Here is a 21,257-nt window from a genome sequence, read left to right on the forward strand (position 1 = left end):
CACCGCGACGTCATTTCGCACGGCCTTTAGGTTGTCCCGTTCGCTCGATGAACTCGAGTATGAAGGCAAGAGCGGATTCGGCGCGCGTTTCGAGCAGGAAATGACTTCCGTCCAGGATGTGCGCCTCCATTCTCGGCAGGTCTTCCATCCAAGATACCGTCCCGGCTAGCGCGAAATATGGTTCGTGCCGGCCCCACAGCATCAACGCCGGGGGCTGCCATCTCCTGAGGTAGTCTGCGAAGGCATCGAAACGGGCGATTACGTTGGCATAGTCGGAGATCAGGGCGCGCCGCATGTCCATGCGGCCGGGCAGGTTCATCCCCGCTAGTCCTCGATCCAGGGCTCTCCCTTGATCCTTGCGGCGACCTCCTCCGGCAGCCCGCCCGTGTACTGCTCGCGCGTGAATTTGAAGGTGAGGTGTGAGGTCGCCTTTGCTTCGTTTTCTGCCGTGGGGTTTGCCCAGAACTCGAACGTCGTCTGCCATAACGGCCCGAAGCCGCTGCGATGCGCGTTCGCATTCTGGATGATCAGGCCGGAAACCTGTTCGGGGGACCGCATGGCGATATCGAGGCCCACAGGTGCTCCCCAATCAGGCAGATAGATTAAGCGATGGCTGATCGCGAGAGGGTCCAGAAGCTCCTGGATCGCAGTGCCGAATGCATCGAAGGTTGGCACAGGCAAGGGAGCCGACTGGCCATAGCCTGGCAAATCGGGCGCGATCACGTAAGCAACTATCCGGGAATGACGCCACCGAACGTGCGTTACGAGCTTGGAAAGCCATGCAGGAGCAGCAGCGCGGGCTTAGCCACGTCGCCTGTGGTGATAAAGGACAGGTCGGTTCCCGCCGGAAAGCCGCAGCCGCTGTTGCTTCGGTGACGTCATGCCAGCACTCCTCGCGCTGGCTTGGAAACGCGCAAATGGAGGTTGGGTTGCGAACGGCCCGAGAGCACGGCGAAGGAGGGGCAACGAGCACCGCCAGCGATCCTGCGGGTTCCTCAACGAATACTGCGGACGACGAGCCAAACCGACATGCTGATGGTGATGGTCGCTATTCGTGTGCCGACTGCCAATGCGGATAGGTGACATAGGCGGTCACGGCGCCTTCCTCGTGAGAGCGGATCGTCACGGCTTCACCTTTCGGCATATAGACGATTTCGCCAGGCCCCGCGGTAATCGTTCCGGCCTCTGTCTCAACCGAAAGTCTGCCCTCCAGAATGACCATGACGTCGTCGACAATCATGGTCTCGGAGAGACTTTGGCCTGGCTCATAACGTCCAAAGCCGATGGTTATCGGCCCCCCGTGTCGCTCATCGATCAGATTGCCAACGAACACACCTGCCTGTTGACCAGGGGATCGCTCCATCGACGCATCGGCCCTTGTGAACTTTCGAACGTTCATTCGTCTTTCTCCGTGCGAAGTGTTTTCGCTGCCCCAAAACCAAGCATGGGAGCTCAAGTTACAAACGCTCGGCGAGAAAGTTCCCGCGCGCAGGGACGCGTCGCAATCGAAGCCAAGCGGTCAGCCGACCGATGGCCGCTGACATTTCATCTGTTGTCAGCTATAGAACATAATCGGAACAAATCGCTGACGAAGGCAATTTGGCGCCGTTATTCGACATTGCACCCTCCAACTGCCCCGTGCTGCGCTTCAACTCCGACAGGCCGAATCAATCATGAACGCGCACGTCTATCTAGACAGCCTCAATCCGGCGCAGCGGCGGGCGGTCTCGCATGGCGGTGGCGCGGATCCCGCTCCGCCTGTGCTGATCATTGCCGGCGCCGGCTCGGGCAAGACCAATACGCTGGCGCATCGCGTTGCCCATCTCCTCGTTTGCGGCGCTGACCCGCGGCGCATCCTGCTGATGACCTTCTCTCGCCGGGCCGCCTCCGAGATGATCCGCCGCGTCGAGCGCATCGCCCGCAAGGTGATGGGCGATGGCGCGGGCATCGCTGTGGATGCGCTGAATTGGGCCGGCACCTTCCACGGCGTCGGTGCGCGGCTCCTGCGCGACCTCGCCGAGCAGATCGGGCTCGACCCCGCCTTCACGATTCATGATCGCGAGGACGCCGCCGACCTGATGAATCTGGTCCGGCACGAGCTCGGGTTCTCGAAGACCGAGGCGCGCTTTCCAACCAAGGGAACGTGCCTGTCGATCTATTCGCGCTGCGTGAACGCCGAGCAGCCGATCGAGGAGGTGCTGAGGCTGTCCTATCCCTGGTGCATCGCCTGGGCGGAGGAGCTGAAGCAGCTCTTTGCGGCTTACGTGGAGGCCAAACAGCAGCAGAATGTGCTCGATTACGACGACCTGCTGCTCTACTGGGCGCAAGCGATGAGCGATGGCGATCTCGCCGCCGATGTCGGGGCGCGCTTCGACCATGTCATGGTCGACGAATACCAGGACACCAACCGGCTGCAATCTTCGATCCTGCTCGCTCTCAAACCGGATGGTCAGGGGCTAACCGTCGTCGGCGACGACGCCCAGTCGATCTATTCGTTCCGGGCGGCGACCGTTCGCAACATCCTCGACTTCCCGCTGGCGTTCTCGCCGCCGGCTGAGGTGATCACGCTTGACCAGAATTACCGCTCGACGCAAGCGATCCTTGGCGCCGCCAATGCGGTGATCGACCTTGCCGCCGAGCGCTTCACCAAGAACCTTTGGACCGATCGTGCCGCCGGCGCGGAGCCAGAACTGGTCAACGTCCGCGACGAAGCCGATCAGGCCCGCTTCATCGCGGAGACGGTGTTGGCAAACCGCGAGGCCGGCGCAACGCTGAAGCAGCAGGCCGTGCTCTTCCGCGCGTCTCATCACAGCGGTCCGCTCGAGATCGAACTGACACGCCGGAACATCCCGTTCGTGAAGTTCGGCGGGCTGAAATTCCTCGACGCCGCCCACGTCAAGGACCTGCTCGCGTTGCTGCGTTTCGTCGAGAATCCGCGCGACCGGGTTTCGGCGTTCCGCGTCATGCAGCTGCTGCCCGGCGTCGGTCCGACCTCGGCCCAGCGCGTCATCGAGCATCTGGCGCAGGCGCCGGATCGGGCAGAGGCTTTGCGCGAAGCGCCCGCACCGGCACGCGCAGGAGAAGATTGGACCGCGTTCGTCGAGGCGTGCGAGGCGCTACGCTCCGGCAGCTCAGGCTGGCCGGCCGAGATCGAGCGGGCCCGGCTTTGGTACGAGCCGCATCTGGAGCGGATCCATGAGGACGCAACGACGCGCCAGGCCGACCTCCTGCAGCTCGAGCAGATCGCCGGCGGCTATCCCTCGCGCGAGCGCTTCCTGACCGAGCTGACGCTCGACCCTCCAGACGCCACCAGCGACCAGGCCGGCGTGCCGCATCTCGACGAGGACTATCTGATCCTCTCGACCATCCACTCGGCCAAGGGGCAGGAGTGGAAGTCGGTCTTCGTCATGAATGTTGTCGACGGCTGCATCCCGATCGATCTCGGCGCCGGCGCCAAAGACGAGATCGAGGAAGAGCGCCGGTTGCTCTATGTGGCCATGACCAGAGCCAAGGATGATCTGCACTTGATGGTGCCGCAGCGCTTCTTCACGCACGGCCAGTCATCAACCGGTGACAGGCACGTCTATGCCGCCCGCACGCGCTTCATCCCGAACAATCTGCTGAAGTATTTCGAGCGGCGCGCGTGGCCGCTGGCGGCACCCACGGGTGCGCGGGCGCCGTCCGGCGGCCCAAAGGTCGATGTTCGCGCCAAGATGCGCGGCATGTGGCGCTGAGTCGATTGCTTGTTAGCGGGGCGCCTAATGGCCCTCAAGCTTAAGCTCTGCGACATACACTTGCGCACCATCTGCGTCCCGGACCGTCACCGTCAGCGCCAGAAAATCTCCGTTCGGCAGCTTCTCGCGGTTCATCCCGACCAAAAGCTCCTTGGCAGCGTTCTTTGCACTCGCATCATCAGGCAACTCGACGCCCTCATCATCCAGGTCGGTCTTGTCGCCGTCGCGGGTGTGGAAGAAGTAGCGCGTCATCCTCGCAGAATGCGTACCCAGCCATTCAGGTTCCAGCTACCCGACAATTACTTTCGCAGGTGCAGATAGCGCGCGTCGAATTCGCCGAGCTCGCACAGCTTATCCCAGTCGAGCACCGTGATGCGGTTGGCGCGGATCCGCACGAGCTTCGCCTGGCGCAATTCCCGCAGCTTCTTGTTGATGTGGACGGTCGACAAGCCGAGCGCGTCGGCAATCTCGGTCTGAGTCATCGGCAGATTGCAGGTATGACCATCGGAAAGCCCGATCGCCTTCATCTTGGTAATGAACTCGCACAGAAAATGCGCGATGCGGCTCGGGGCCGATCTCCTGCCGATACCAACCATCCATTCGCGAAAAATCGACGCGTCGATCAATGCCTCGCGCCAGAATGCTTCAGCTACCCGGTACGAGGCGCGCGTGATGCGGCGAACGGCATCATGTGGGATGAAGCCCACTGTCGCTGCAGTCAGGGTTCCCAGGCTGTGGTCCATCTCCTCGATGTGAAGCGAATGCAGGTCCGGGATATCTCCGGGAATGTGCAGCGACAGAATTTGACGCTCACCTGAACCGACGATCTTGTATCGACATACAAGGCCTTCGATCACCAGGCAGCACTGCTTGGTGCGCTCGCCCTCGCTGACGATATCTTGGTATGCATCGAACGGCCGCACGCTGACCGGCAACTCGAGAAGCAGTCCCCGTTCCTCCTCGGAGAGCGATGTGATCGTTTCAAGCTTGCGGACGAGCTTTTCAAGATGCTCGCGTTTATCCATCCCGTCCGCTTCCTCGCTGAATGCTGTCAGACTGCGGTGTCGACTGGCCGCAGCACTTGCCCAATCAGGCCTGGATATTGAGCGCTGGAATGGATGACGGCAAGGACGATGACGGCGCCGTCCATCTCTTCGAAGCGCTGAAGAAGAGCTTTTCCCGGGCGGGCCTCGCTGCTACGCCGCCTCCACCGGGGGCGCCAGCACACGACCCGTGATCGCCAGATGCTTGTCGCTGCGGTTCATGACCACGACCACCACGCATGTGCCATCGTCACAATCAAGAGTCAGTCGATGGCAAAACGAGCTGTCGTCGAATGCTGCCGTGTCGAAGAGCAGATAGCCCGCCCGGTGGTCGTCGTAATCGGCTGCAAATTGATACGCGACCTCTGTCCTGCTCCCGTCGCGCAGGTTCAGATAGCCATTTCCGGTAAGCATAGCCTGTCTCCGCCTAGCGGCGTCAACACGCGCCGCATAAAGGAGCGGAACGTGCCGTTCCTGCTGTCCAGTGCGTACGATCAGGCGACGCTCGATCAGCACCCCGCTTTCGATGGTGTGGCTAATATCGGCAAGCCCGCACCTCGGGAAAGGCTCCTCTCGACGCTGGCGTCGTTGCTAGCGACGTAGCCTTTTTCAGCCTCGTTAATTCTTCGGGATCGGGCAGACGCTGCCAAAGGGGGCGCGGATCCTCCGTTCCGCCCGACACATCGATTTCGAGGGCTGCCCGCTCGTGCTCTGAAGTCAGACGACATGCACGCGATGCGAGACTGAGAGATAACTCGGACCGATCCGAAATTGTGGCTGGCCGATATTGCCAGCAACAAGGCATGTTAACCCGATGCCTGTCGCCACGATCGAAGAAATCCAGGTTCGCGGTCAGGATGACAGAACGGGAGCCATCGTTTCGTTCCCCTATGACGCGAGCTTGGTCGAACGCTTCCGCGCAAGGTTTCCGCGCGCGAGATGGCATGACGACAGCCAAACGTGGTTCGTTCCCGGCACGACGGCTGAACGCCGCGTCGGGCTCTGGCTTCAGCACGAGCTGTCAGAGCCAATGGCCTTTGCCGATGAGCGTGGGCGAGATGCATTTGCGTTCGATCCTATCGAGAGCCAGTACCTCGAAGCGAACGACGACCTGATCGTTAGAACTCCATATTCGCGGATTGTCATCGAGGAGCTTCGCGCCATTCCATGGGCCGCGTGGGATGCGGGCGAGCGCGCCTGGCGTGTGCCGTATCGTTCCCTCGAGGCGCTCAGAGAGCGCTGGCTGACCATCGAGATCGCTGCCCGACGGGCCGAGCCCGGCGAGCGCAAGCGGCGGCGCGAGGAGCTGAAACGCTCGCCGGAGTTTGCCGCGATCAAGGAGCTGGCAACTGAGCGCCGGCGCAAGCGTCTTCCACTACCAAGTTCGGCGCTACCGCCAATCGGGCGACCGGTGATGACAGCCATTGGCATCGTGTCGGTGACAGGCAGTGACGGAGAGATAGCGGACCTGGCGACGGTTGCGACATATCCTGTCTCGAACACTATGGGCGACTATGTCTGGGTCTTCTGGCGCTCGCCGACGCTCGACGAACTTGTGCGAACCTGGCCAGCGCGGCGAGCGTCCAATGAAAAAGAACAGGCAAGGGGATGGTGGCTTCCGACGCTGGCGGAGCTGCGTGTGGCTCGCCGGAAAGCCAGGTCAATCGAGCGAGCAGCGGCAACCAGAGCCGCTCGCACCGTATAGCCTGCAACTGCCCCCGCTTCCGGCCTACGCATGTGAGATGCTGCGACAGGTATCGCGATAGCGCGCAACGAGGCAGCCAAGGGAGGCGGCGATGGGGGCCTTGGATCGCAGCGGGTCCTACGCTCCATTGAGGTCACGGACCTGCATGTTTGCGGATTGTCACGCCCGGAACGCCGGCTCTTCGTTCTGTGCGGCAATAAACAGGCCCGGCCTTCACGAGAAGGCCGGGCCTGGGGATCGCCGAGCGCGACCGCGTTTCTCTAATTGGCCGTCCCCTTGGCCTCCGGCCGGCGTCATCGAGCGACCGATACATCCACGGCTCGCTCGATGCCGGTTCCTTCGGCTCGCCCCAAACCTAGGCGGGCGAGCGCCGAATGCCAGTGGCGATTCTGGAGAGGCCTGGCACCCTTCCGAGCGCCAAGCGGGGAATGCGGATAGGACGCGCGTCGTCAGATCAGAGGTCCGCGATAGCGCTCCGCCTTATCGTCGAACCTGCTCCAGCCTTCGTCCCGATATTCGGTAAGCCGGGTGTCTCGATCGATCGGCGTCGCGCTATCCATGATGGCCTCGGCCGAAAGGGCCTGATCCTCCGACGCCTTGACCGACACCACGGTGCCGCCACGTCGAACGGTCTCGGCGTGATAGTTGGCGCTCTCCTCATCCTCACCAGCGCTCGTGAACGCCCCGATGATGCCGCCGGTAGCACCGCCCGCCGCAGCACCCGCGGCAGTGGACGCAAGCCAGCCAGCCGCCACGACTGGGCCAATCCCGGGAATCGCGATCAGGCCAAGCCCGGCGAGCAGGCCGGCCGCGCCTCCAACCGCGGCCCCGATGCCGGCGCCTTCGCCAGCGTTGCCGTCATCGGCATCCTCGTGGCGGCCGACGAGGCTGATATTCGCGGCCGGGAACCCGGCTGATTCAAGTTCTTCGACGACTCGACGGGCGATATCGTAGCTCTCATAGGATCGCGTGACGGTGCGCATGAGTTTCTCCTCCTGTTGTCATCAAGACCGAATGTCAGTTGCGGGTGATGTTGCCCCGGTAATCGACCGAGACGGTCACCTGAGCGCCGGAGTGCGTCGCGTTCCCCTTCCAGACGCCGTTGTCGTCCTTCTTCAGGCCGGCGACATTGGTGTAGCCGTTGGCCTCAAGCCGGCTCTTGGCCTGTCCTTCCGTGAAGCTGTTGGCTCCCGGCAGGGGCGCATTGGCATCGGCCGGAGCAGTGGGCGAAGGCGTTGGCGCGGTTGTCGATGTCTGCGCGACGCCGGCGGTTGAAATCAAGGCGCAGAAGATCGACGTGATAATCACGTTGCGCATGAGAATCTCCTTGAATGTCAGCAGGTTATGCCAGTGATAGGAGAAAACTTCCGGATTAAAGAGTGGTTCCGCCCGGTAAGTGAAAGTCGGTGAAATTGCTGATTGCGGGTGCCCCAAGAGCGGGGTGACTATGGCACCGGTGGATTACGAGAGAAGAACCCAGGCCGGCGCATGATCGCTCGCCTTCTCCCAGCCGCGTACATGCCGATCAACATCGGCAGCCCTAAGTCGCTTCGCGAGATCCGGGCTGAACAGCAGGTGATCGAGGCGCAAACCGGCGTTCCGACCCCACGCGTTCCGGAGATAATCCCAGAAGCTGTAGATGCGCTCGCCGGGGTGCACCTTGCGCAATGCATCTGTCCAGCCCTGTTCGAGCAGCTCACGGTAGGCTTGCCGCACTTCCGGGCGGAACAGGGCGTCGTCGATCCAGCGCTCCGGTTTGTAGACGTCGAGCTCGGTCGGGATCACGTTGAAATCGCCGATCAAGGCCACGGGCACTTGGTGAGAGAGCAGCTCTGCCGCGTGGTCAGATAGGCGGTTGAACCAGTCCAGCTTGTAGTTGAATTTAGGTCCCGGTGCCGGATTGCCGTTCGGCATATACAGGCAGCCGATGAGCACGCCTTTCACGGCCGCTTCGATATAGCGGCTCTGCGCATCGTCTTCGTCGCCTGGAAGACCGCGGCGCGTCTCGATCGGATCGGCGCCGCGCGCCAGGATTGCGACACCGTTCCAACTCTTCTGGCCGTGCCAGATCGCGCCATAGCCGGCATCGCGGATCGCGGCTTCAGGGAATTTGCTCTGTAGTGCCTTCAGTTCCTGGAGGCAGACGACATCTGGCTCGGCCTCCGCCAGCCAGCGGAGCAGCACCGGCAGGCGCCCATTGATCCCGTTAACATTGAAAGTGGCTATTTTCACGAGCGAGACGGTTTGCGGTGACCACGTCTCGAGCGATCAGGGGCGAGCTGCTGAAGGACGCAGCTCAGAACAGCGAAGGTCATCGGCGGTGTCCTAAGCCGCGAAACGAGATAGCCCAGAGGTAACGCCAAGGGCTTGGGGATTTTCCCACCCGCAATCTCGTTTGCGAGCAATAGGCCTACCAGTTGTACCAGTGTTCGCATGGCGAATTGCTCCGGGCTTTGGGGTCGACCTAATCGAGCTTTAGCTTGCCGAGGTTTCCGGGCAGCCCCGCGACGGCGAGGTCATCAGGACTGCGGTTCGTTCCCGGCTCAGGATTCGCTTCCGGCCCATTTCGCTTGTCTCGGCGGTGATCCTCATCCCATTGGCGAAGCGCTGCGACCAAGCCCTTCAGCTCTTCGGCAGCGGCAGAACCTTCAGGAGCATCGCTCAAGGTGTTGGCTCGCTCGGCCGCAGCCGCATAGTCAGTATGTGATTGAATTAGCATCGCAGCCTCCGTGTCGAATGTGCCTCGCCCGCTGCGGCTCGGCATATTTTGCTCTTGGACCGGAACCGCGTGCGACGCCCTTCGTTCCATGGGCTTCAGTCAGCCAGGGAGCGCGACATGGCCAATGAACCTAAAACCCTAAACGATCTGTTCTTGGATACGCTCAAGGACATCTACTATGCCGAAAAGCAGATCCTGAAGGCCCTTCCAAAAATGGCGAAGGCCGCAACCGCGCCGGAACTCAAGCAAGCGTTCGAGAAGCATCGCGACGAGACCGAGACCCATGTCGAGCGTCTCAGCGACGTGTTCGAGATCATCGGCAAGGCTCCTCGGGGCAAGACCTGCGACGCCATTCTCGGCATCATCGAGGAAGGCAAATCGATCATGGAGGAGTTCGAAGGCAGCCCAGCTCTCGATGCCGGTCTCCTCGGCGCGGCCCAGGCCGTAGAGCACTACGAGATTGCGCGCTACGGCACGCTGAAAGCGTGGGCTCAACAACTCGGCTTGGGTAACGCTGCCAAGCTCCTCGACCAGACGCTGATCGAGGAGCTGAAGACTGACCAGACGCTCTCCAAGCTCGGCGAAAGCAAGGTCAACAAGCAGGCTCAGGCCAAGGCCGCCTGACCTCTTGCGGCTCCGGTTCGCCGGAGCCGCCTTTCACTTATGTGGTCGCCATGCCAGACAAATCCGATCCGATATCAAATCTTGGCCGTCCTCCTTTTTCACCCGGCTTTCGCAGGCTATTGCCCGCTATTCCGGCAAACCCGCCACAGCCTTCATCGCCCTATCGGTGGTTGTCATCTGGGCGGTGTCCGGCCCCGATCTTTGGCTTCAACGATACCTGGCAACTGGTGATCAACACCTCGACGACGATCATCACCTTCCTGATGGTCGTCGTGATCCAGAACAGCCAGAACCGCGACACGGCAGCGATGCAGATCAAGCTCGACGAGCTCCTCTCCAAAGTCGGGATGACATGAGCAGGGTCCCCGCGCGACGCGGGCGCCACTCTGACATCTGCAAGACTCAGCTCGATCAATGAACCGACGGCTTCTTGGCACGCTAGCTCGGCGTCGATCCGCGCTGGAGCGCTAGCGGGCGGCTGGATCGATAGATCTGGCGACCGCGTCCTTCGCCTTCTGCGGCAAGAGGGTCATGGTGAGGATGAAGGCGGAGAGCAGGAAGCACACGCCGTTGGTGATGATGAGCGGCCACGCGCCGAGCCCGAAACCGTAGGTTGGATCCCGGAGGCGGCATCCCGATGGAGGATGCAACATACTTGTCGAAGCTCAGCAGACCCATCAGCGTCCCGCCTGGAATACCGAGTAGAAAATGGACAGTGAATTGAAGAATACTGTCTGATGCCAGCAATGGCGACATTGACAAGCTCGTGCTCACCTCATGCGAAGCTCGTTCGCATCTTGGGCGCGAGTTTCGAGCCGCCCCTCCGGACTTTCCGGCCCAAAACCAGACAAGCAGCCAGAAGCGCTATCTGTGATGCAACGAAAGGCATTTCGCTCTGCGTCGGGGCCAGAACCTGCAGGAAGTCGATCTTCTGGAACGATTGAACGACGAGGACGAAGAGATTCAGATAGAGCGCCGTGGTGGCGCCCAATGCGTACGCCGTTACGGCGCGGCCTTGAGGTACAACGAACCAGGCCGCTGCGGCGATTGAGAGTGCGGCGAGCGAAAGCCCCCCGACGATCAGCGCTGGCGTCAAGCCGCTGATCGGAAACATGAAGCCGGTGACGCTCGTCGCCGTCGTGCTTGCCAGAAACAGGATTTGCCAACCCGAAAGCCACTTGTGCGCGGCCAGGGCCGCAAGCGCGACGATGCCGCTTATGATTCCGACGAAGCTGATGCCCACGTGGAGAAGAACGAACGTCTCGATCGCAAGCCCCACAATCATGACGACCTCCCCTGGATCTCGAATTTGCCTTGCGTGATGTAGCGGGCGGCCGGCTTTCTGAGCGAAAGCTGCGGACCGAGCGCTTCGCGCCCAGCGAGGAAGGCGGTCCAATCCTTGAGATCGGGGAGCGAGGGGATCGTGACGGCTTCACCCAGATCGAGGCCGGCCAAAGCGGCGTCAACCATGTCACCGACCTCCATGACCATCTCGGAAGGGATTTGCGCCAGGCGCTGTTCGTCCCAGATCGCCGTTTGCGTAATGCCGGGAAGTACGGCCTGGACGCGCACTCCCTTCGGCGAAAGCTCGGCATGAAGAGCCTCGCTGAAGGCCAACACGAAGGCCTTGGTCGCAGGATAGACGGCGGTAAAGGCGGCCGGCATCAAGGCGGTCACCGACGCGATGTTGACGATCAGACCCCTGCGCTGGCGCGCCATTCTAGGAGCAGCGGCCGCAGCAAGCCGGGTGACGGTCATGACATTAAGCTGGATGACGCGTTCGAGATGGTCGGGGTCGGCGGAGGCGAAGGGGCCTTCGCCCGCCATCCCGGCGTTGTTGATCAGCCCGGTAATTTGGGCGTCATCGCGAAGACGCTCTTCGACGCCGGCCAGTTCAGCGCGATTGCCGAGATCGGCCGCCAGAACTTCGACGCTCACCCCGGTTTCCCTGATCAAACCCTGAGCGAGATCGCGGAGCTTCTCACCATTTCGTGCGACAAGCATTAGGGCATGCCCGCGCTTTGCCAGCCGATCGGCATAGACGGCGCCAATGCCTGCCGAGGCGCCCGTTATCAGAATGCGTCCTGAACCCATCTCTGTTGGCATGGTCGTCTCCTTGAAGCGAAGGGGGCGGCAGACGGACGGTAGAGAGCCTCTGACGAAGCTCATGCGCCGCGAACGAAACGGTAGGCCGCTCCATTCGTCTCGACGGTGCCAAGTCCGGGATAGCTGAAATGATAGCCGAGCAGCTTCAGTCGATCGGAGGCGATGCGGTCCACGAAGGCGGCCCTTGTTTGGATCGCGGCCTGAGGATCGGTGTCGTTGCCAAAGCGCCAACGCGGGTGTTCGAAGGAGACGATTTCGTTCGTCACCACATCGCCGGTGATGACGAGCGCCTCTGGGCCTTCGAAGGCGTATGACATATGGCCTGGCGTATGGCCGGGCGTGGCGATTGCGTGAATTCCGGCCCCGACCTCGTCGCCATCCTTCACGGCAACGAGCCGTTCGCGTATCGCTGACAAGTCTCGCTGCGCGCCCCTTGCGAACGGGTGCAGGGCGTCGGGCAGGGTCGACCGAAAGTCGGGATCCATCCAGAAATCCCATTCGGCCGCAGCAATGTAGTAGGTCGCGTTGGGATAGCGCAGCCGCCCATCGGGACCGATTGCCCCCCACAGGTGATCGGGATGGGCGTGGGTCAACAGAACCTTGGTGATCTCCGCAGGATCGTGGCCCGCAGCGGCGAGAGATTGCGCCAGACGGCCTTCGGTTGGCTGGAACTTCCCGCCGCCACCGACGTCTACCAGGATCAGCTCATTGCCTGAACGGATCAGCGGGACATTGGCCTTGGCGTCGATCGATCCGGCACCGCCGCCGAGTCTCTGCTCTATGGTCGTCCACTGGGCGGGTGTGGCATCCGGCGCGACAATCGCGGCTGGAAGCGGGAAGCTTCCGTCACGCAGAACCGTCACGTCGAACACGCCGTGCTGGAGCCGATGCAAAGGCAGTTCGGCATAGGCTGCGTGCGGCCACGAGCATTGGACGGAGAGAACGGCGCCTGCAGTCAGGAAGCCACGGCGGTCGATAGTCATGGCACGTCTCCTTCGCGGGTTTGTCGGGGGCGAATGGCGGCAAGCAATGCTAGGACTGCAGCTTCGGGTGGCCAATCACGGCCGCCGAGGATCAAGAGGCCGTGGCCGGCGCCATCCGGCGCGATATCGATCTGGTCGGTCAGGATGACGACGGCTTTGGCGGCATTCATGAATTGAGCGATGAGAGTGGCGGCCGGCGTGTTCGTGTCGGTTTGCCAGAGCGCTCCGGGGATGCCGATGCAGAAGCCGCCGTCGAAATCCTGCACAAAAATCTCGTCGAGCCGCAGCGTGTTCGACACATCGTCCCGGGCCGTCTGGTCCGACCAGAAGCGATCGAGCAGTGGGAGGGTCTCGATTTCGTTGCGCGTCGGTCGAGAGGTCCAGGCGTGACCGCCCTGCGCTGAGGCGATCACGACTTCAATCCCTTTGTCCCTCAGCCCGAAATAGACCTCCACGAACACCGATCTCTCGGCGGTCTCCGAGCCGTCCGCCGAGCCGATGATGAGCACCACACGCTGCGGCCGCATGGATATCGTCTCCCTCTTGCCGGCTGCCCGGGCGCGCTTTCCTCGCCAGGCAAATGCGCCAGGCTTTCGTGCAGGGGCCGCGAGAAGGCCGGTCAGCTCTTGAAGAACACCAGCAGGTCCGCGTTGACGATGTCTGGATGGGTCGTGCAGAGCCCGTGCGGCAGGCCCTTGTAGACCTTCAGTGTTCCCTGCTTGAGCAGCTTGACCGAAAGCGGGGCGGAATCCTCGAACGGCACGATCTGATCGTCGTCGCCATGCATCACCAAGACAGGGATATCGATCTTGCGCAGGTCGGCGCTGAAATCGGTTTCCGAAAATGCTTTGATGCAGTCGTATTGAGCTTTCGTGCCCCCCATCATCCCCTGTCGCCACCAGTTGTCGATGACGCCCTGCGAAACCTTTGCGCCCGGCCGGTTGAAGCCATAGAATGGTCCGCTCGGGACATCGCGATAGAACTGCGCGCGGTTCGCCGCGACGGCCGCCCGAAAGCCGTCGAAGACCTCGATGGGCAGGCCGCCGGGATTGTGTTCCGACTTCACCATCACTGGCGGAACGGCGCCGATGAGAACAGCTTTCGCGGCGCGCGCCGTTCCGTGCCTGCCGAGATAGCGAGCGACCTCGCCACCTCCCGTCGAATGGCCCACATGGATGGCTGCCTTGAGGTCCAGCGCTTCGGTCAGCGCCGCGACGTCGTCGGCATAGGTGTCCATCTCGTTGCCAGTCGCGGTCTGCGTCGAGCGGCCATGCCCGCGTCGGTCATGCGCGATGACCCGGAAACCGTGATGCAGGAAGAACAGCATCTGGCTGTCCCAATCATCTGCGCTGAGAGGCCAGCCATGATGGAAAACAATGGGCTGCCCGGAGCCCCAATCCTTGTAGAAGATCTCGGTCCCATCCTTCGTCTTGATCGTGCCCATCGTTTGGGTTCCTTCGGAATTGAGGGAATGCGCTGACGGCGCGGCCTGCGCCGCAGCTGACGAAGCCACGAGGACCGTGGTCGCGGCGGCGGCCGCGAGCAGGTCACGGCGGCTGATGGCGGAGGGGTTCGGTGAGGTGTTCACTGCGTCTCTCCTCCTCGGCCAGTCAGGACACGGCGTCCTTTGGCGTGAGGTGAAGGTCGCTTGGCGCGGCGGTGTAAACCAGTGAATCGATGTTAAGCGGTGTGAAGCGCCCGCGTCACATCGCGCAACAGTTGGCCCGATCGCTGCTCCCAGGCGACGGCGCCTTGCTGGCGGGCTAACGCGCTCGATTCCGCAACGAGCGCTTCCACGTTCAGATCGGACCGGCCCATGTCGATAAGCGCCCGCGCCCGAAGTCGCATGAGCTCGGGTAACAGCCAGGCTTCACCCGTTCGCGCACAGCGCTGTTCGGCGTCTTCCAACATCGCGATGGCGTCGGAATGCCTGCTCGAAGCCATCAACGCCGAGGCGATGACGAATTGGAAGAACGTGCGGTAGAGCTGAAATCCACTTGCCGCCAGCCGGTCCAAACCGGAAACCGCGCAGCGGAGATTTTCCCCGTCTTGTCCGCCTCCCAAGAGCGGGTGAGCCTGATAGCACTCTGCATAGGTGTGCCAGACGTCCAGCGCGTGTTCCCGGGTGCCATCCTTCAGCATGGCGAGGTAGCGTTCTGCCCGATCGCGATCTCCCGCGAGGAGCGACAAGGGGCAGGCCGCATCGGCCAAGGCATGGCATAACGTCAGGTTGTGGCCCGAGGCTTTGGCGGCGACGATCATGTCATCGACCTCCGCGAGCGCCTGGTCTTCGCTGCCCCGGAGCCACAACAGCCGGGCTAGCGTAATCCGGGCGGTGACAAGTTGATCGTACTGGAACCGCGCCATGTGGGCGCGGCCGAAGATCGGTTCGTAAGCCTCGAGCATCAGCCGGATGTGCTGCTCTGCAGCCGCATGTTCACCGAGCAGATGCTGTGATCTCGCCCGCATTCGCAAACCGATTAGGCGATCGGCCTGGTCCGTCGACCGAAGCGAAAGTTCATGGAATTCCTCAGCCCGCTCAAGCGAAGGCCGCGGCTCGCCCGCATTGACGCGGTCGACCCACATCGCCCAGAGGCCGCGCAGCTGGAAATCCACATCGTCAATTGCACGGGCAATCGAAAGGGCTCGCGACCACGCCACAGCCCCGGATGGTCGATCGGGGACGGGCCGCATATGGGGAAATCCCAGCGCTCCGAGCAGTTGCATCGTTTGGCTCGGTTGAGTGTCCTGGTCGATGATGTCGAGCGCCTGCAGCACGCGAGCAAGGCATTCGTCGACCAGGGACAACTGCTGCCAGAAGGGGATGGCGGCGATCGTGAGAGCGACGGCCAGCTCTTTGTTCCCGGCTGGAGAATACGCCCAATCCAGCGCCGCTCTCAGATTGCCCAGCTCTCGCTGATAATGGGACACCCAATTGGACGGCTCGCGCGTTTGCCACTGCTCCGCTGCCTGCTCAAAGACCGTCAGGAAATGTGCCGCATGCCTGGAGGCTGCACTCTGCTCCTCGCCGGAGGAACGCAGCGCCGCGGCCGCATAGGCTCGGGTCATGTCGAGCAAGCGGTAGCGCACGGGCTCGAGGGACAGATCGGCGACGATGAGGGATTTGGCGACGAGGTCCGCCAAGCAGGTTTCAATGCCGATGGCGGCTCCCGGCGAAGCCACAGCCCTCGCCGCCGGCAGCGAAAAGCCGGCGCTAAACACCGACAGACGGTTCAAGACGGTTCGCTGCTCGGCTGTCAGGAGATTGTAACTCCAGTCGATTGCGGCCTTGAGGGTTTGATGACGCGGGAGGGCGGTGCGCCTCCCACCCGTCAGGGTATCGAAACTCTCGCGCAGCGAGTCTCGGAGCCCGCGTATGCCCAACAAGCTAATACGACCCGCAGCCAGCTCGATGGCCAGTCCAAGGCCGTCCAATCGCCGGCAAATCTCGCCGACCAGAGGAGCGTCTATGTCGGAGAGCTCATAACCGCCCTGAGCTTGCGCGACGCGGTCTACGAAGAGCTGAATCGCCTCATATTCAAGAGCTGTGCTTGCGGTAAGAGCTTCGTTCTCAGTTGGGATGTCGAGCGGCGGAACCCGGCAGACCCACTCATTCATCACCCGCAGCGGTTCGCGACTGGTCACCAGCAGCTTGACCGACTGAGCGACCGCCAGCGCATCCGCCAAACGCGCGACGTCATCGATCAAATGTTCGCAGCAGTCGAGCACGATGAGCATCGAACGACCTGCGAGTTTTCTCCGCCAATTCCTCAAGGGGCCGCAATGACCCGATTACGCAGCGGGCGCCCGCCGCAACGGCCGGAAGGAGATGCGCGGGATCGGCTATTGTCCCCACATCGATCAAGGCGAAGCCATCGGGAAAATCGTCAGCGGCTCTGGCCATCATTGCGATCGCCAATGTCGTCTTGCCGATCCCGCCCGCTCCGACCAGCGATACGATCCGCTGGCGTTGCAATTGCTGGAGAAGGGCATTCAGGATCTCGCTCCGGCCGATCAGGTTGAGCGCCGGAATGGCAAAGTGGCCAGCTGCGGACGTGTTCGAGGGCTCGACGGATGCTGTAACCGTGTTGGCTGCCGCGACGAAGCAGTAGCCCCGTCCAGGTACGTTCGCGATGTACTCAATCGTGGGGTCGACTGCCGCGAGTACCTTTCTCAACGCGCCGACATGGACTCGCAGGTTGCCGGGATCGACGAACGTCTCGGGCCAGACCTGAGCCACGAGGTTGTCGTGGCTGATCGTTTCGCCTGGCCGCGACGCGAGCGCGAACAGCAAATCGAGCGCTCGACTTCCGACCTTTACGACTTCGCCATGCGCGCTCAGCACCCTTTCGCGTGGTGCGAGACAAAATGGACCGAATTGGATCGATACCGCTGGCAACGTCGTGTCCCATGATGGCGGAGCAATCCAAAGTCGCAGGTAGCGACCGCGCTTTGAACCCCGACTTTCGATGCCGCAGGGTAATCGCCCCCAATAGGCGTCCTCAATGGTCGCCTTCGCCCCTAAACCAGAGCGTGTCCATCAGGGTCAACGGCGGGATAATCCGCAGCGGCTACGAGCGCGCGTGGGTCGATAACCAAGTCAGCGAACCCGGTCGGGGAGGTCCGCTTCCGGATAACGGTCCAATGTCGGCTCCTGGCGCAAAGGGCGCCTCAGATCTTCCAAGCCGCGGTGCGTCCGGGCTGGACGGCGTCGGCAAGCTTATAGCCGCTTTCGCGGCCGAGAATGTTGATGCCCTTGCCGTCGGGCGAGAGCGGCCGCCAGCCGCGCAGGCACATGCGATCGTGTATGGGCTGGTTCAGCAAATTTTCGACCTGGAGGGTCGCCTAAGGGGCAACATCGCCGCACTGGAGATCTATGATGCCCAGGTCGGTCCCGGCTATGGCCAGCCGACCCCCCGCGATGATCGAGGCCGTTGAACTGGTGGCACGCACCGAAGGGATTCTGCTCGACCCGGTCTACACCGGCAAGGCGATGGCGGGCCTTCTCTCGCGTGAGGAGCGGCGCCTTTGCGCCCGACGAAACCGTGGTCTTCTGGCATACGGGCGGCGCCACTGGCCTCTTCGCCTATCCAGAACTGTTCAGGGGTAGGTTGGTCGCAAGATGGCACTTGCCCAACGGAATCCAGCCTTGGAAAATGGGCGAGCAGGGAAGGCGGTTGCGCTCATCGTGGGGGGTGAGAGCTCAGCTGAGTCAATTGTGCCGTACACCCAGGCCAAGCCAGCCAGCCGGGCGTCCTTGCTGCGGGTGCAGAATTGGCAGCGGAAGCGCACCACCACCCCAAGGAAAGTCTAGCAGCGAGGTGTCTTCGTTCGACGGTTCCATGGGCGTCATACATCAGATGGCCTCGCGCGGCGGCCTGGCGCCTTCCGAGAACACCCCCTGGATGAAGCCCTTCGACACCGCCCGGTCGGCGTCCGCCAGCACGATCTTCAACTTCTCGTATGTCACCCTCAAAGCGGCGCGTTCGCTGGCATGCGCGTCGATCAATTCGACGAGCTCGCACTCCAATTCGTCGCGCTCCGGCAATGGCTCGGCTGACATGTTCCGTATCCCCAGATATGAGAACAGAATGAGAACTAGCCCGGCGAAGAGTCAACCCTGATGCCATCCGAAACCCTCGCCGCGCCTACAATAGGACGGCTCGATGGCGCAGCCGGCGACGGTCGGCTCCGATCGAGCGCGAGGGCTTCAGCGCGCCGAGGTCTGGTGCAACGACTGCCTGCATCACGCTGAGATCAGCATGGATGGGCTGCCCGACGATCTGCCTGTTCCGGATATCTGCCTGCGCTACCGCTGCTCGAAATGCGGCAGCAAGAACCTGATGTCTCGTGGCAGTATCAATGAGCATTATGAGATCGTGGATCGACAGATAGGCCGCGACCAGAGCATCGCCCGCAAATCAGGCGCATAGCAGCCTCATTCACGGCGGAGCTTTGCCCCGTCAGACTATGGCACGCGGGTCTTGCAGCGCCGGAACTCGTTACCAAATCAATTTCCGCCTCCAAAATGAGGCGCCCTAAACCCGGATCCATGTTGCTTTTAGGAGGATATGGCTATGGCAACATTCCCATTTCGCCGCCGAAACAGCGGGGGCTTGCGCTCGAAAGATTCAGAGCACTTCGAACGACCGGTCATTATCCTGGTTGGCCTCGGGCACCCCGCGGCAATCTCATCGGTGATGGAAGCCTATATGTTTCTGGTCGACTGGCCCCCGAGCAAGCGCGACCCTGCTCATGAGTTCGCGATAAAGGCCTGCCTTGCTGCGATGCGTGGCGAGGTCGAGGCGGGAAACCGTGCGAGGCATCTTTGCTACCCTTGCCGAGAAGTACGACATCCTCGCCCCGACGTCGCCGCATTCGGCCCCTGCCTATACGAGGGCCCACAAGGCAGAGGCGTAATATCGGCCGTGGCGTCTTAGCGTCGTCTCGTAGCTGGGCGACAGCGCCAAATGAAGGCCCCGCCAGCTGATCCTGAAGCTGACGGGGCCCATCGTGGAACACATCTTGGATGAGCGTTGAACGCCGCTAAGGCACGCCGGCTCGGTCAACAAAGGGCATGTCGGGTGCGATTATTATGCATTGGGGGGCTGTTCAACGGATGTCATGGCCGATGGGTGAGCAGCAGATGCCGCTCGCGCCTCCTCCGAGGAACATCAACCTTGTGGAATGCTAAATAGTCAACACCAGGGTCATTTGGCGTCACAGACCAATATATCCATTGACTCCCGCTTTGGCAAAGGCGTTTGTTTTGATCGTCCTTTTGACAAATCTGACCATTATCCAAGTATGCTATTGGTATTCCTCCCGACGACCAGGAGTTGTTGTCAAGAAAATAGGCGGCAGTATCCCAAGTACCAAGCACTGAGTTATTAATCATGTTACCGAATTGCCATCCCGGCGCTCCCAATCGAGAATCTGAATGGTTAGAATCTGAATCCCACATCTGAAGACGATTGTTAATGTCGCTTGTCAACAGACAGTATCTGTTGGATGTAGTTAACCATTGCGAATTGCTCGCTCGAAGATAAAACATTTCACTCTCCAAATTGCAATCTGAGAATCTTTTTGGCAAAAAAGCTGAAAATCATTTTTATAAACCCAACGTCACCCTACTTGGCATCATTTCGATGCGCAAGCTGCTGCCCCTTGATTTTCGATGCGTTTCGACAAAAGCTTGAAATATATAGCATAATCGTGTGATTTGCGGGCTTTACTGTTGGGTTTTATAGCAACACGCAGACAATTTACATTCACCACGACGCGAACATGAGTACGCACCCGATCTCAAACGAGTACTCGTCGGCTATAGTGGCGGTGACATGGCACCTCACATAGGCCAGGCTTCGCCGTAGACTAGTAAGCTCGCAACCACAGCCGCATTGAAGCGAGCTGGACGGACATCATCCGAGGCGGTAGACCGTCGCCTCGTCCGCCTTCTCGCGCAACCCCTTGAACGAGGCGTGGCGCAGCTTCTCGTCATGCGTCCAGCCGCGATAGGCGATCTCGGCCGCGAACTTCGGCTTCACCCAGACCACGCCCTTCGTGCCGATGCCCCGCGCCGGCGGCGAAGCTGCCGTGATCCGGTCGAGCTGCTTGCGCAGCGCCGTTGCGCTCGTGTGAGTGAAGCCGGTGCCGACGCTGCCGACATAGACCAGGCCGTAATTGCCATGGCCAGCCAGCAGCAACCGGCCGATGCCGCCAAGCGCCGCGCTGGATGGCTCATAGCCGATAATTAGGAAGGTGTCGGACTGGATGCATTTGATCTTGAGCCAATCGCCGCCGCGGCCGGGGCTATAGGGCGCGTCACGGCGCTTGGCGATGATGCCTTCGAGCCCGAGCTTGCAGGCCTGTTCCAGGAACGCCGCCCCGTCAGCCTCGACTTCTTCGCTCAGCCGGATCATCCCGGTCTCGCCGGCCAGCAGTCCCTCGAGCATGTCGCGGCGCTCGCTCAGCGCCATTCGGGTGAGGTCGTGACCGTCGAGATAGAGCAATCGAAGGCGTAGAGCATGGCGCGCTCGGCGTTCGCCTTGCCCGCGACCGCCGAGCGCCTGCTGCAGCAAGCCGAAATCGGCTCGGCCGGCTCCGTCGAGCACCACCGCCTCGCCATCGAGGATGAAGCTGCCAGCGTCGAGGATGAAGCCGCCTCAGCCGCGATCGAGGGGAAGCGATGCGTCCAGTCATGGCCGCCGCGGTGATAATCCGCACGCCGCCAGCGTCACGATGGACCGCCAGGCGATAGCCGTCCCACGTAACTTCAAAGGCCCAGTCCGCCCTGTCGGCGCCTTCGACTGCAGGAGAGCCAAGCAGGGCTCAATCCGTGCC

The 21,257-nt window shown here is 61.7% G+C and carries 25 protein-coding genes and 2 pseudogenes; 7 read left to right on the forward strand and 20 right to left on the reverse strand.

Features of this window, described 5'->3' with window-relative positions; all coding sequences use genetic code 11:
* Nucleotides 1–10: 10 nt before the first annotated feature.
* From BLM15_RS32095 to BLM15_RS31105, 3 genes are all read right to left on the reverse strand, one after another.
* Nucleotides 11–319 carry an alpha/beta fold hydrolase gene (locus tag BLM15_RS32095; protein WP_206734945.1) on the reverse strand — a complete coding sequence of 103 codons (309 nt, stop codon included), beginning with the start codon at nucleotides 317–319 and terminating at the stop codon, nucleotides 11–13.
* A 5-nt stretch (nucleotides 320–324) separates the two neighbouring features.
* Nucleotides 325–723, reverse strand: a complete 399-nt coding sequence (locus tag BLM15_RS32100; protein WP_206734946.1) for an alpha/beta fold hydrolase — start codon at nucleotides 721–723, stop codon at nucleotides 325–327.
* A gap of 325 nt (nucleotides 724–1,048) precedes the next feature.
* Complete coding sequence (locus BLM15_RS31105) at nucleotides 1,049–1,399, reverse strand: ethanolamine utilization protein (RefSeq protein ID WP_126116768.1); 351 nt, start codon at nucleotides 1,397–1,399, stop codon at nucleotides 1,049–1,051.
* 274 nt (nucleotides 1,400–1,673) lie between these two features.
* Between BLM15_RS31105 and BLM15_RS31110 the strand changes: the two genes are divergently transcribed.
* Nucleotides 1,674–3,734 (forward strand): ATP-dependent helicase, encoded by a 2,061-nt coding sequence (locus tag BLM15_RS31110; RefSeq protein WP_126116769.1) that lies wholly within the window; start codon nucleotides 1,674–1,676, stop codon nucleotides 3,732–3,734.
* A 24-nt stretch (nucleotides 3,735–3,758) separates the two neighbouring features.
* On the opposite strand, the gene BLM15_RS31115 is transcribed toward BLM15_RS31110, so the two are convergent.
* The 3 genes from BLM15_RS31115 to BLM15_RS31125 all read right to left on the reverse strand — a co-directional run bounded on the left by BLM15_RS31115 (nucleotide 3,759) and on the right by BLM15_RS31125 (nucleotide 5,191).
* On the reverse strand, nucleotides 3,759–3,986 hold the full coding sequence (locus tag BLM15_RS31115) for a DUF6894 family protein (protein ID WP_126116770.1): 228 nt from the start codon (nucleotides 3,984–3,986) through the stop codon (nucleotides 3,759–3,761).
* Nucleotides 3,987–4,033: 47 nt separating this feature from the next.
* The gene (locus tag BLM15_RS31120) at nucleotides 4,034–4,759 is read right to left on the reverse strand and encodes a Crp/Fnr family transcriptional regulator (protein WP_126116771.1); all 726 of its coding nucleotides are present in this window, start codon (nucleotides 4,757–4,759) and stop codon (nucleotides 4,034–4,036) included.
* Between the two features lie 171 nt (nucleotides 4,760–4,930).
* Nucleotides 4,931–5,191, reverse strand: coding sequence for a hypothetical protein (locus BLM15_RS31125; protein WP_126116772.1), 261 nt, complete (start codon nucleotides 5,189–5,191; stop codon nucleotides 4,931–4,933).
* A 51-nt stretch (nucleotides 5,192–5,242) separates the two neighbouring features.
* On the opposite strand from BLM15_RS31125, the gene BLM15_RS31555 reads away from it, so the two are divergent.
* Nucleotides 5,243–5,380: a hypothetical protein gene (locus BLM15_RS31555; protein ID WP_164547747.1), complete on the forward strand. Its 138-nt coding sequence runs from the start codon at nucleotides 5,243–5,245 to the stop codon at nucleotides 5,378–5,380.
* Between the two features lie 211 nt (nucleotides 5,381–5,591).
* Nucleotides 5,592–6,482 (forward strand): hypothetical protein, encoded by an 891-nt coding sequence (locus BLM15_RS31130; RefSeq protein ID WP_236846837.1) that lies wholly within the window; start codon nucleotides 5,592–5,594, stop codon nucleotides 6,480–6,482.
* Nucleotides 6,483–6,931: 449 nt separating this feature from the next.
* Here BLM15_RS31130 and BLM15_RS31135 read toward each other — a convergent pair whose 3' ends face one another.
* The 4 genes from BLM15_RS31135 to BLM15_RS31150 form a co-directional block, all read right to left on the reverse strand.
* Entirely contained in the window at nucleotides 6,932–7,465 is a 534-nt protein-coding gene (locus BLM15_RS31135) for a hypothetical protein (RefSeq protein WP_126116773.1), read from the reverse strand.
* A 34-nt stretch (nucleotides 7,466–7,499) separates the two neighbouring features.
* Nucleotides 7,500–7,799, reverse strand: coding sequence for a PepSY domain-containing protein (locus BLM15_RS31140; protein ID WP_126116774.1), 300 nt, complete (start codon nucleotides 7,797–7,799; stop codon nucleotides 7,500–7,502).
* Between the two features lie 144 nt (nucleotides 7,800–7,943).
* Nucleotides 7,944–8,714, reverse strand: coding sequence for an exodeoxyribonuclease III (gene xth / locus BLM15_RS31145; protein WP_126116775.1), 771 nt, complete (start codon nucleotides 8,712–8,714; stop codon nucleotides 7,944–7,946).
* Nucleotides 8,715–8,946: 232 nt separating this feature from the next.
* Nucleotides 8,947–9,246: a hypothetical protein gene (locus BLM15_RS31150; RefSeq protein WP_126116776.1), complete on the reverse strand. Its 300-nt coding sequence runs from the start codon at nucleotides 9,244–9,246 to the stop codon at nucleotides 8,947–8,949.
* Between the two features lie 72 nt (nucleotides 9,247–9,318).
* Between BLM15_RS31150 and BLM15_RS31155 the strand changes: the two genes are divergently transcribed.
* Nucleotides 9,319–9,825, forward strand: coding sequence for a YciE/YciF ferroxidase family protein (locus tag BLM15_RS31155; RefSeq protein ID WP_126116816.1), 507 nt, complete (start codon nucleotides 9,319–9,321; stop codon nucleotides 9,823–9,825).
* A 118-nt stretch (nucleotides 9,826–9,943) separates the two neighbouring features.
* A pseudogene (locus tag BLM15_RS31160) lies at nucleotides 9,944–10,160 on the forward strand (low affinity iron permease family protein); the annotation flags it as partial.
* Nucleotides 10,161–10,600: 440 nt separating this feature from the next.
* On the opposite strand, the gene BLM15_RS31165 reads toward BLM15_RS31160, so the two are convergent.
* The 9 genes from BLM15_RS31165 to BLM15_RS31200 all read right to left on the reverse strand — a co-directional run bounded on the left by BLM15_RS31165 (nucleotide 10,601) and on the right by BLM15_RS31200 (nucleotide 18,477).
* Entirely contained in the window at nucleotides 10,601–11,110 is a 510-nt protein-coding gene (locus tag BLM15_RS31165) for a hypothetical protein (protein ID WP_126116777.1), read from the reverse strand.
* Nucleotides 11,107–11,919, reverse strand: coding sequence for an SDR family NAD(P)-dependent oxidoreductase (locus BLM15_RS31170; protein ID WP_126116817.1), 813 nt, complete (start codon nucleotides 11,917–11,919; stop codon nucleotides 11,107–11,109). The genes BLM15_RS31165 and BLM15_RS31170 overlap by 4 nt, the downstream gene beginning before the upstream one ends.
* A gap of 71 nt (nucleotides 11,920–11,990) precedes the next feature.
* Nucleotides 11,991–12,914: an MBL fold metallo-hydrolase gene (locus BLM15_RS31175; RefSeq protein WP_126116778.1), complete on the reverse strand. Its 924-nt coding sequence runs from the start codon at nucleotides 12,912–12,914 to the stop codon at nucleotides 11,991–11,993.
* Nucleotides 12,911–13,441 carry a type 1 glutamine amidotransferase family protein gene (locus tag BLM15_RS31180; protein ID WP_126116779.1) on the reverse strand — a complete coding sequence of 177 codons (531 nt, stop codon included), beginning with the start codon at nucleotides 13,439–13,441 and terminating at the stop codon, nucleotides 12,911–12,913. Before BLM15_RS31180 ends, BLM15_RS31175 begins: the two co-directional genes overlap by 4 nt.
* A 92-nt stretch (nucleotides 13,442–13,533) precedes the next feature.
* On the reverse strand, nucleotides 13,534–14,358 hold the full coding sequence (locus BLM15_RS31185) for an alpha/beta fold hydrolase (protein ID WP_126116818.1): 825 nt from the start codon (nucleotides 14,356–14,358) through the stop codon (nucleotides 13,534–13,536).
* A gap of 236 nt (nucleotides 14,359–14,594) precedes the next feature.
* Complete coding sequence (locus BLM15_RS31190) at nucleotides 14,595–16,652, reverse strand: ATP-binding protein (protein WP_126116780.1); 2,058 nt, start codon at nucleotides 16,650–16,652, stop codon at nucleotides 14,595–14,597.
* Nucleotides 16,612–17,208, reverse strand: coding sequence for a winged helix-turn-helix domain-containing protein (locus BLM15_RS31195; RefSeq protein WP_164547749.1), 597 nt, complete (start codon nucleotides 17,206–17,208; stop codon nucleotides 16,612–16,614). Before BLM15_RS31195 ends, BLM15_RS31190 begins: the two co-directional genes overlap by 41 nt.
* Before the next feature lie 377 nt (nucleotides 17,209–17,585).
* Entirely contained in the window at nucleotides 17,586–17,738 is a 153-nt protein-coding gene (locus BLM15_RS31560) for a hypothetical protein (protein ID WP_164547750.1), read from the reverse strand.
* A 532-nt stretch (nucleotides 17,739–18,270) separates the two neighbouring features.
* Nucleotides 18,271–18,477 carry a hypothetical protein gene (locus BLM15_RS31200; RefSeq protein WP_126116782.1) on the reverse strand — a complete coding sequence of 69 codons (207 nt, stop codon included), beginning with the start codon at nucleotides 18,475–18,477 and terminating at the stop codon, nucleotides 18,271–18,273.
* A gap of 103 nt (nucleotides 18,478–18,580) precedes the next feature.
* Between BLM15_RS31200 and BLM15_RS31205 the strand changes: the two genes are divergently transcribed.
* Nucleotides 18,581–18,847 (forward strand): hypothetical protein, encoded by a 267-nt coding sequence (locus BLM15_RS31205; RefSeq protein WP_126116783.1) that lies wholly within the window; start codon nucleotides 18,581–18,583, stop codon nucleotides 18,845–18,847.
* Between the two features lie 267 nt (nucleotides 18,848–19,114).
* Nucleotides 19,115–19,354 (forward strand): DUF982 domain-containing protein, encoded by a 240-nt coding sequence (locus BLM15_RS32425; RefSeq protein ID WP_442859489.1) that lies wholly within the window; start codon nucleotides 19,115–19,117, stop codon nucleotides 19,352–19,354.
* Nucleotides 19,355–20,335: 981 nt separating this feature from the next.
* Here BLM15_RS32425 and ligD read toward each other — a convergent pair.
* Nucleotides 20,336–21,253: pseudogene (ligD, locus tag BLM15_RS28985) on the reverse strand (non-homologous end-joining DNA ligase); the annotation flags it as partial.
* Nucleotides 21,254–21,257 lie beyond the last annotated feature (4 nt).

This window comes from Bosea sp. Tri-49, from assembly GCF_003952665.1.
Classification (GTDB): Bacteria; Pseudomonadota; Alphaproteobacteria; order Rhizobiales; family Beijerinckiaceae; genus Allobosea.

Bases quoted from the DNA above. Each gene is read 5' to 3' on its own strand.
- BLM15_RS31115 (WP_126116770.1), bottom strand. From the start codon at position 3,986: ATGACGCGCTACTTCTTCCACACCCGCGACGGCGACAAGACCGACCTG.
- BLM15_RS31120 (WP_126116771.1), bottom strand. From the start codon at position 4,759: ATGGATAAACGCGAGCATCTTGAAAAGCTCGTCCGCAAGCTTGAAACG.
- BLM15_RS31110 (WP_126116769.1), top strand. From the start codon at position 1,674: ATGAACGCGCACGTCTATCTAGACAGCCTCAATCCGGCGCAGCGGCGG.
- BLM15_RS31175 (WP_126116778.1), bottom strand. From the start codon at position 12,914: ATGACTATCGACCGCCGTGGCTTCCTGACTGCAGGCGCCGTTCTCTCC.
- BLM15_RS31205 (WP_126116783.1), top strand. From the start codon at position 18,581: ATGGCGCAGCCGGCGACGGTCGGCTCCGATCGAGCGCGAGGGCTTCAG.
- BLM15_RS31185 (WP_126116818.1), bottom strand. From the start codon at position 14,358: ATGGGCACGATCAAGACGAAGGATGGGACCGAGATCTTCTACAAGGAT.
- BLM15_RS31105 (WP_126116768.1), bottom strand. From the start codon at position 1,399: ATGAACGTTCGAAAGTTCACAAGGGCCGATGCGTCGATGGAGCGATCC.
- BLM15_RS31135 (WP_126116773.1), bottom strand. From the start codon at position 7,465: ATGCGCACCGTCACGCGATCCTATGAGAGCTACGATATCGCCCGTCGA.
- BLM15_RS31180 (WP_126116779.1), bottom strand. From the start codon at position 13,441: ATGCGGCCGCAGCGTGTGGTGCTCATCATCGGCTCGGCGGACGGCTCG.
- BLM15_RS31150 (WP_126116776.1), bottom strand. From the start codon at position 9,246: ATGCCGAGCCGCAGCGGGCGAGGCACATTCGACACGGAGGCTGCGATG.
- BLM15_RS31155 (WP_126116816.1), top strand. From the start codon at position 9,319: ATGGCCAATGAACCTAAAACCCTAAACGATCTGTTCTTGGATACGCTC.
- BLM15_RS31140 (WP_126116774.1), bottom strand. From the start codon at position 7,799: ATGCGCAACGTGATTATCACGTCGATCTTCTGCGCCTTGATTTCAACC.
- BLM15_RS31125 (WP_126116772.1), bottom strand. From the start codon at position 5,191: ATGCTTACCGGAAATGGCTATCTGAACCTGCGCGACGGGAGCAGGACA.
- BLM15_RS31130 (WP_236846837.1), top strand. From the start codon at position 5,592: ATGCCTGTCGCCACGATCGAAGAAATCCAGGTTCGCGGTCAGGATGAC.
- BLM15_RS32095 (WP_206734945.1), bottom strand. From the start codon at position 319: ATGAACCTGCCCGGCCGCATGGACATGCGGCGCGCCCTGATCTCCGAC.
- BLM15_RS31170 (WP_126116817.1), bottom strand. From the start codon at position 11,919: ATGGGTTCAGGACGCATTCTGATAACGGGCGCCTCGGCAGGCATTGGC.
- BLM15_RS31190 (WP_126116780.1), bottom strand. From the start codon at position 16,652: ATGCTCATCGTGCTCGACTGCTGCGAACATTTGATCGATGACGTCGCG.
- BLM15_RS32425 (WP_442859489.1), top strand. From the start codon at position 19,115: ATGGAAGCCTATATGTTTCTGGTCGACTGGCCCCCGAGCAAGCGCGAC.
- BLM15_RS31165 (WP_126116777.1), bottom strand. From the start codon at position 11,110: ATGATTGTGGGGCTTGCGATCGAGACGTTCGTTCTTCTCCACGTGGGC.
- BLM15_RS31200 (WP_126116782.1), bottom strand. From the start codon at position 18,477: ATGTCAGCCGAGCCATTGCCGGAGCGCGACGAATTGGAGTGCGAGCTC.